Source organism: Neorhizobium sp. P1_A6 (assembly GCF_056406795.1).
The window spans coordinates 243179-250324 of record NZ_JBFTZM010000010.1 but is presented as its reverse complement, the minus strand read 5'-3'; the positions used below and the strand labels follow the sequence as shown (position 1 = coordinate 250324).

Annotated in this window: 8 protein-coding genes; 6 read left to right on the top strand and 2 right to left on the bottom strand. The window is 62.4% G+C overall.

What is annotated here, in order from left to right:
* Nucleotides 1–1326: hypothetical protein (locus AC1D3C_RS20960; protein ID WP_477484187.1), on the bottom strand; the 1326-nt coding region annotated here is incomplete at its 3' end.
* A gap of 136 nt (nucleotides 1327–1462) precedes the next feature.
* Between AC1D3C_RS20960 and AC1D3C_RS20955 the strand changes: the two genes are divergently transcribed.
* From AC1D3C_RS20955 to AC1D3C_RS20940, 4 genes are read left to right on the top strand one after another with little or no spacing between them, the layout of a single operon-like run.
* Nucleotides 1463–2470, top strand: a complete 1008-nt coding sequence (locus AC1D3C_RS20955; RefSeq protein WP_477484186.1) for a glycosyltransferase — start codon at nucleotides 1463–1465, stop codon at nucleotides 2468–2470.
* Entirely contained in the window at nucleotides 2467–3165 is a 699-nt protein-coding gene (locus tag AC1D3C_RS20950; protein WP_038548320.1) for a class I SAM-dependent methyltransferase, read from the top strand. Before AC1D3C_RS20955 ends, AC1D3C_RS20950 begins: the two co-directional genes overlap by 4 nt.
* Nucleotides 3166–3174: 9 nt before the next feature.
* Nucleotides 3175–3537 carry an EamA family transporter gene (locus AC1D3C_RS20945; RefSeq protein WP_477484185.1) on the top strand — a complete coding sequence of 121 codons (363 nt, stop codon included), beginning with the start codon at nucleotides 3175–3177 and terminating at the stop codon, nucleotides 3535–3537.
* A gap of 7 nt (nucleotides 3538–3544) precedes the next feature.
* Complete coding sequence (locus AC1D3C_RS20940) at nucleotides 3545–3910, top strand: hypothetical protein (protein WP_477484184.1); 366 nt, start codon at nucleotides 3545–3547, stop codon at nucleotides 3908–3910.
* Here the strand turns inward: AC1D3C_RS20940 and AC1D3C_RS20935 are convergent.
* A complete protein-coding gene (locus tag AC1D3C_RS20935; RefSeq protein WP_477484183.1) occupies nucleotides 3907–4893 on the bottom strand; it encodes a Gfo/Idh/MocA family protein in 987 nt (328 codons plus the stop codon). The genes AC1D3C_RS20940 and AC1D3C_RS20935 overlap by 4 nt on opposite strands.
* 191 nt (nucleotides 4894–5084) lie before the next feature.
* Between AC1D3C_RS20935 and AC1D3C_RS20930 the strand changes: the two genes are divergently transcribed.
* Both AC1D3C_RS20930 and AC1D3C_RS20925 read left to right on the top strand, forming a co-directional pair.
* Nucleotides 5085–6035 (top strand): aldo/keto reductase, encoded by a 951-nt coding sequence (locus tag AC1D3C_RS20930; protein WP_477484182.1) that lies wholly within the window; start codon nucleotides 5085–5087, stop codon nucleotides 6033–6035.
* Nucleotides 6036–6096: 61 nt separating this feature from the next.
* A complete protein-coding gene (locus AC1D3C_RS20925) occupies nucleotides 6097–7092 on the top strand; it encodes an aldo/keto reductase (protein ID WP_477484181.1) in 996 nt (331 codons plus the stop codon).
* Nucleotides 7093–7146 lie beyond the last annotated feature (54 nt).

The window sequence follows — 7146 nt, the reverse complement described above, 5'->3', positions numbered from 1 at the left end:
GATATAGGCAAAGGCCGTGCTGGGGTTCTCGGGATCGGCCGCGGAGGCGCGCCGCAGATCGGTGATCAGCAGCGACAACGGCAGGATGGCCAGCATATTGGAAAAGAAAGCGCCCCGCACCTGCAGCAGCGCGATTCCCCATGATGCCCCGATCAGCGCCAGCAGCATGAGATGGAGTTCCGTCTCCTCGCGTTTCAGGCTGCGGACAAGGCAGACGACGATCGCAAAGAGCCCAACGGCGTAGAACCCACCGACCATTTCCGGCTCTGCCTGGGCTTCGGCGAAGACCGAGCGTGCTTCCGTGACACCGTTCAGCCATAGCTCGACCAATAGCGGATCGAGCGTGCCGAGCGGATCGCCGAGGCATTGCGGCGCGATGACGCGGGCCGTCAGCAGCAGCACCCCGCCGGTGACACCCGCCAGGGCGACACGGAAAGGGCGACTGCGCTGTTTCGGCGGGCTTGCGAGGAGAAAGAGCGCAGCTCCTCCCAGTGCGGAAAGGGCATAGAAGCCGAGCGAAAAGTTATCGCAGGTGACGACCGCATAGGCGCGCGGCGGGATCGTCAGGAAGAAAGCCGCCGAGACGGACAACGCCAGCGACAGGCCGAAGAAACGGGCCGGCCGGGAAAATGCCTGGCCATGCCAAACCCACTGAAGCGCGACGCAGACGCAAACGACGGCAACAAAAGGTGTCGTTTCGACCCCGATTGCCAATGCCAGCGCGCAGGCGACGGCAGCGACGACATAGCTCGATGCGCGCTTCTGCGGATCGACCAGCATGGCGGCGATCCACATGACGAGCGTGAGCTGGACGTTGTGGTGGTCGACGGAACCGGGCTTGAAGCGGACGCAGCCGAGGACGAACAGTGCCCCAAGGCCGAGCGCGATGTGCATGGTCGCAACGCCGGCCAGTCTGCGGACAGCCAGGCCGAGCGGCAGGAGCAGAAGCGGCGCCAGAAGCAGAGGCCAGATCGTGACGACGACGGCTTCGGCCTTGCCCGGGGATAGGAAGAGCGAAAACAGCCGGATCAGCAGCGCGATCGGCAGATCGATCAACCGCGACCAATGCATCAGTGTGCCGCCCTCGATACCGAGCCGGTACTGGGTCAGGTCGAACCAGTTCTGGCCGCCGAGAAAATCCCTGATCTCGACGAGCCGCATGACGTCGTCATTGTCGGCTCCGACGTAATCCTTGGCATCCGAGAGAAAAAACGCGAGAGCTATGACGGCGGCGATGGCCGCATAAAGGACCACCGCCGGCAGAAGCCGCGACAGTAGCGGCACAGCGGGCTGGCCTGCCGCCCTCAATAGGGATCTGTCTGCCATGTTTTCCGTCATCTTGGTGCGGACTTTTCGCCTGTTCGAGGGTTGAGGAAACCTAGCCTTAACCTTCCCAAGAAATAGTAAAGCCTGCGGCACGGGAAATTCCCGCGTTCGGTTTTCCGTGTATCGAGTGAAAAACATGACCGACGCCCTGACCGGCCATTTCGACATCGCGATCCTGCTGCCCTGCTATAACGAGGCGATGACCATCGCCGGCGTGGTGCGCGGTTTCCGCGAGGCGCTTCCCGGTGCCCGGATCTATGTCTACGACAACAATTCCACGGATGGCACCGCACTCCAGGCGATGCTCGCGGGCGCCCTCGTCATGCGCGAGCGCCGGCAGGGCAAGGGCCATGTGGTGCGCCGCATGTTCGCCGACATCGAGGCGGATATCTACATCATGGCCGACGGGGACGGCACCTATACGCCGCAGGATGCGGAGGAACTGGTCCGCACGCTCTTGACCGAGCGCGCCGACATGGTGGTCGGCACCCGGCGCGGGGTGCATGCGGATGCAGGTCGGCAGGGCCATGCGGCCGGCAACCGGCTGTTCAACTTCCTCTACCGGACGATGTTCGCGTCCGACTTCACCGATATCTTCTCCGGTTACCGGGCCTTCTCGCGCCGGTTCGTGAAGAGTTTCCCGGCTGTCTCCGGCGGATTCGAGATCGAGACCGAAATGTCGGTGCATGCCTCGCTGCTGAAGCTGCCGGTCTGCGAGATTGAGCTCGATTACGGAAGGCGGCCCGAAGGCTCGCATTCCAAGCTCTCGACCTTCAAGGACGGCGCCAGGATCCTCTGGATGTTCGCGATGCTGATGAAGGAAACGCGGCCGTTCGCCTTTTTCGGCCTGATCAGCGGCGCCTTCATGGCGGCGAGCCTGATCTTCATGGCGCCGGTCCTGGTTGCTTATTTCCAGACCGGCCTCGTGGAGCGCATGCCCACCTGGGTGTTCTCGCTGGTGCTGATGCTGGTTTCCTTGCTGATCTTCACCGCCGGCCTGATACTCGATTCCGTGTCGCGCGCCCGCGCCGAACAGCTTCGTATCCACTACATGAGCCTGCCGGCCAGCGTGCATGTCGCCGATCCGGCACAGATCGCGGTCCGGGGACCCAAGCCCGAGCGGCGCAGGACCAAAGCCGCATGAACCGGGAAACCACCAACCGCATCCGCTTCGTCATCGAAGACCTGCTGCCGCCGATCCTCAGGGATTCGCCGCTTTTCCTCTGGCTCGCCAAGCGCGTCTGGGGCGACCATATCAGCCATCTCGCCAGTTTTCGGGAGCGGGCGCCGTTCCTGACGGAGGAGGAATACGCGGACCTCTACCGCAACCATCCGCGCGTCCATGAGGGCACGGACAATTCGGCGGCCTGCATCCGGCGGATCAATTCGATGATTACCGGCACAAGCGTCTGCGACGTCGGATGTGGCACCGGTGCGCTGCTCACCCATATCCGCGCCGCCCATCCCGAACTCACGCGTCTCGTCGGCGTCGATTTCGTCGTCGAGGATGCGGCCGCGATCGAAGGTGTCGAATATGTCGCCGCCAAGATTGAGGACCTGCCGTTTGCCGACGGCGAGTTCGATACCGTAGTCTGCACCCATGTGATCGAGCATGTGCTGGAATACAGGGAGGCGATTGCGGAACTCAGGCGGATCGCCAGAAAGCGGCTGATCATCGTCGTGCCCCGCGAACGGGAATCCCGCTACACGTTCAACCCGCATTTCAACTTCTTCGCCTACACCCATTCTTTCCTGCGCGCCGCCCATCCGGTGCCGGAGGTCTATGTCTGCGAGGATATCGGCCGCGACATCTTCTACAGCGAAGACCGGCCGGGCTGAGGATATTCGATGTTCGCCTCGCTTTCCCCTATCACCTGGCTCGGGCTTCTCGGAACGCCGCTGCTGATCGCCATGGGCCAGGTCCTGTTCAAGATGACCAGCTCCACCGCCGGTGACTTTTCGGTGCGCGGGCTCCTCGCGCTCGCCGCCAATCCGGTGCTGCTCGCCGCACTGGCGCTTTACGGTTTCGGCACGGTCGTCTGGATCTATGTGCTGAAATCCGTGCCGCTGACGCTCGCCTATTCCTTCATGGGGCTGACATTCTGTTTCGTGCCGCTGCTGGCGCAGCTTTTCTTCGGCGAACCGCTGACGTTCCGATATGCGCTTGGGACCGTGCTGATCTTTGCCGGTCTGCTGGCCATCAACGGCTGACCGCACGATGACCAGCCGCGCCCGGTTTGCCATTCTCCTCGTGCTGCTGATCATTATCGATGCACTGCTACTGCAGGTCCTGGCCACAGAGACCGAGGCCGGCACACTTGTAGACCGCCTAATGTCGCTGAGCGGCGGTCTTGTTGCTGCGCTGGCCCTGCATAGAATATTGCGCCCGGCTTCGGATCACGTGCGCCAGCCAGGTTTCTGGCCGCTCGTCACGATCGGCCTTGTGCTGAACTACGGAATTTTCGCAGCGCTGGCGTCACGCGCGCCGCAGGTGCAGCCGCTCGTGCATTTCGGCTTCGCCTGGGCCTGCGCGCTCGTCTTCGGCGGTTTCGGGCTCTACCGCATCCGTCGCTGGCGGGACTAGACCGTTTCCCACCCGTCGTGGCCGCCAGCACGGTAGATGGCGTCGATGAACCTCTGGTTCTTCAGCGAATTCTCGAGTGTCACGACTTCGACCGGCTCACCCTTGACTGCCTTCGCGAAGGCTTCTGCCTGGCGCTTGTACTGGCGGCTATCGGGGAAGCGGAAGATTTGCGACACCGCATGGTTCTGATTGGTGAGCTCGATTTCCTCAGCGCCCCAGCGGCCGGCATTGAACGGCGACTTGACCTCGATGTAGCCCTCGGTGCCGTGGAAGACCATCAGTTGGCGGGCGGCCATCTGAGTGGCAATATAAAACGTCATTTCGAATGAACCGAAATCCGCCTTGACGCTGGAATAGATATCCGTGCCGAAACCGGGATCGCGTTCCACCCGCGCCTGTATCCGCCGCGGTTCCTGGCCGGTCACGAAACGTGTGGTGATCGTTGGATAGACGCCGATATCCGGCAGGGCTCCGCCGCCGAGTTCCGGGATATTGCGCATGTTGGACGGGTCGCGGTTGAAATAGCTGAACGAGCCCTGCACGTGCTTCAACTCGCCGATCGCCTTTTGGCTCAGCAGTTCGCGCACCTTCAGCCAGACCGGTGCGTAAGTGACCATGAACGCTTCGCAGATCAGCTTGCCGGTGCGGTCGCGCACCTTGATCAGGTCCTCGATCTCGCTCGCCTTGATCGCGATCGGCTTTTCGGACAGCACGTGCTTGCCGGCTTCGGCGGCCTTGATCGACCATTCGACATGCTGGCTGGACGGCAGCGGAATATAGACGGCGTCGATGACGTCGGAGGCCAGCATCTCTTCGTAGGAACCGAAGGCGTGCGGGGCACCGAAGCGGTCGGCGAGCGCCCGCGCCTTGGCGAGATCACGGCTGGCAAAGGCGGTGACGACGCAATTTTCCGCATCCTGGATCGCCGGCACCACTTGTTCATGACCGATCCTGGCAGTCGACAGGATTCCGAAACGCAGCATGTGAACCTCCCCATGGCATTGTTGCCGCACCTTATTGGCCTGCCGACACCCACGCAACGGCATGCCTAATGCGGCGCTTGAAAAAGTGATCGTCCGCCCAAAATAGGGGCTGGTCGGCGGCGGAACATCGGCTAATCTCAGGCTCCTTTCCCAGGCTCATCCCACTCACTTAAAAATTTTGGAGGAATATCATGGAGCTGCGCGCACTCGGCCGGACCGGCCTTTCCATTTCCCCCGTCGTTCTCGGCGGCAACGTGTTCGGCTGGACCGCCGACGAGAGGACGTCGTTCGACATCCTCGACCGGTTCTTCGATGCCGGCTTCAACACGATCGATACGGCCGACAGCTACAATCGCTGGGTGCCCGGCCATGTCGGTGGCGAGTCCGAAGCGATCATCGGCAAATGGCTGAAGAGCGGCGGCACCTCCCGCGACAAGGCAATCATCGTCACCAAGGTCGGATCCGACATGGGCCAGGGCAAGAAGGACCTGTCGGCCAAGTGGATCCTCGAAGAGGTGGAAAATTCCCTGCGTCGCCTGCAGACCGACCATATCGACCTCTATCTCGCCCACTGGCCGGACGAGACCGTGCCCTACGAGGAGACGCTCGGCGCCTTCGCCAAGCTGAAGGAACAGGGCAAGATCCGGGCGATCGGCTGCTCCAACCTCGACGCGAAAATGCTGCAGGATAGTTTCGACGCTGCCAAGAAAGCCGGCCTGCCGCGCTACGACGTGCTGCAGCCGCAATACAATCTCTATGACCGCGACACGTTCGAAGGCCCGCTTGCGGATCTGTGCGTAAGCCAAGAGATCGGCGTCATCAACTACTACGGCCTCGCCTCCGGCTTCCTGACCGGCAAATACCGCGATAAGGCCGACACCGAGGGCAAGGCGCGCGGCGGCAAGGCGCTCGGTTATCTCAACGACAAGGGCCTGCGCATCCTCGCAGCCCTCGACGAGGTCTCGGTCGAAACCAATGCCGAGGTCGCCTCGATCGCGCTCGCGTGGCTGATCCAGACCCGCGGCGTCACCGCGCCGATCGCCAGCGCCACCAGCGTCGGCCAGCTCGGCGCGATCATCGCCGCCGGCAACCTGACGCTCTCGGCCGACCAGATGAAGCTGCTCAACGAGGCCGGCGCCTGATCAATTCGGCGGGCGCCACGAGATGCCCGTCAGTTTTCTGCGATCACAAAAGGAGGCTCTCATGGAAATGAGGAAGCTTGGAAAAGAACTTACCGTGTCCGCCGTCGGTCTCGGCTGCATGGGCATGAGCCATGGTTACGGCGGCCAGGACGAACAGGAAGCGATTAGGACCCTGCACCACGCCGTCGATCTCGGCGTCAATTTCTTCGATACGGCAGAAGTCTACGGTCCTTTCAAGAACGAGGAACTGCTCGGCAAGGGACTGAAGCCCTTCCGCGACAAGGTGGTCATCGCCACCAAATTCGGTTTCAAGATCGACCCGAATGCCTCCGACGCGCGGGCAATGTCCGGCCTCGACAGCCGGCCGGAACATGTGCGCGAAGTGGCAGAAGCCTCGCTGAAACGCCTCGGGGTCGAGGTGATCGATCTCTTCTACCAGCACCGCATCGACCCGAACGTGCCGATTGAGGATACGGTGGGCGCGATGGCCGAACTGGTGAAGGAAGGCAAGGTGCGCGCGCTCGGGCTTTCCGAGGCGGGTGCCGCCGCCATTCGCCGCGCCCATGCGATCCACCCGATCACGGCGCTGCAGAGCGAATATTCGCTCTGGACCCGCGAGCCGGAAGGCGAGATCCTCGACACTTGCCGCGAGTTGAATATCGGTTTCGTGCCGTTCAGCCCGCTCGGGCGCGGTTTCCTGACCGGCAAGATCCAGAAGCCGGAGGATTTCGGTCCGGACGACTTCCGCAACACGCTGCCGCGCTTCAGCGCCGAGAACATGGCCGCCAACGCCGCTCTGGTGAAGATGCTGGAGGCCATGGCAGTCCAGAAGGGCGTCACAGCGGCGCAGCTGGCGCTGGTCTGGGTTCTCGCCCAGGGCGATTTCATCGTGCCCATCCCCGGCGCCAGAAAAATCCCGCACCTGGAACAGAACGTCGCGGCGACGGAAATTTCGCTCTCGGCGGACGAGCTTAAGACGCTTGGCGACCTGCTTGCTCCTGAGAAATTTTCCGGGACCCGCTATGCGGCGCAGGCGATGGCGTGGACCAACCGCTAAATTTGCCCTTGCTAACGCAAACTCGGGCTTCCATCTTTTCGTGTTAGTATGCTG

Coding starts and splice junctions, on each gene's coding strand:
- AC1D3C_RS20955 (WP_477484186.1), top strand. CDS start 1,463: ATGACCGACGCCCTGACCGGCCATTTCGACATCGCGATCCTGCTGCCC.
- AC1D3C_RS20950 (WP_038548320.1), top strand. CDS start 2,467: ATGAACCGGGAAACCACCAACCGCATCCGCTTCGTCATCGAAGACCTG.
- AC1D3C_RS20945 (WP_477484185.1), top strand. CDS start 3,175: ATGTTCGCCTCGCTTTCCCCTATCACCTGGCTCGGGCTTCTCGGAACG.
- AC1D3C_RS20940 (WP_477484184.1), top strand. CDS start 3,545: ATGACCAGCCGCGCCCGGTTTGCCATTCTCCTCGTGCTGCTGATCATT.
- AC1D3C_RS20935 (WP_477484183.1), bottom strand. CDS start 4,893: ATGCTGCGTTTCGGAATCCTGTCGACTGCCAGGATCGGTCATGAACAA.
- AC1D3C_RS20930 (WP_477484182.1), top strand. CDS start 5,085: ATGGAGCTGCGCGCACTCGGCCGGACCGGCCTTTCCATTTCCCCCGTC.
- AC1D3C_RS20925 (WP_477484181.1), top strand. CDS start 6,097: ATGGAAATGAGGAAGCTTGGAAAAGAACTTACCGTGTCCGCCGTCGGT.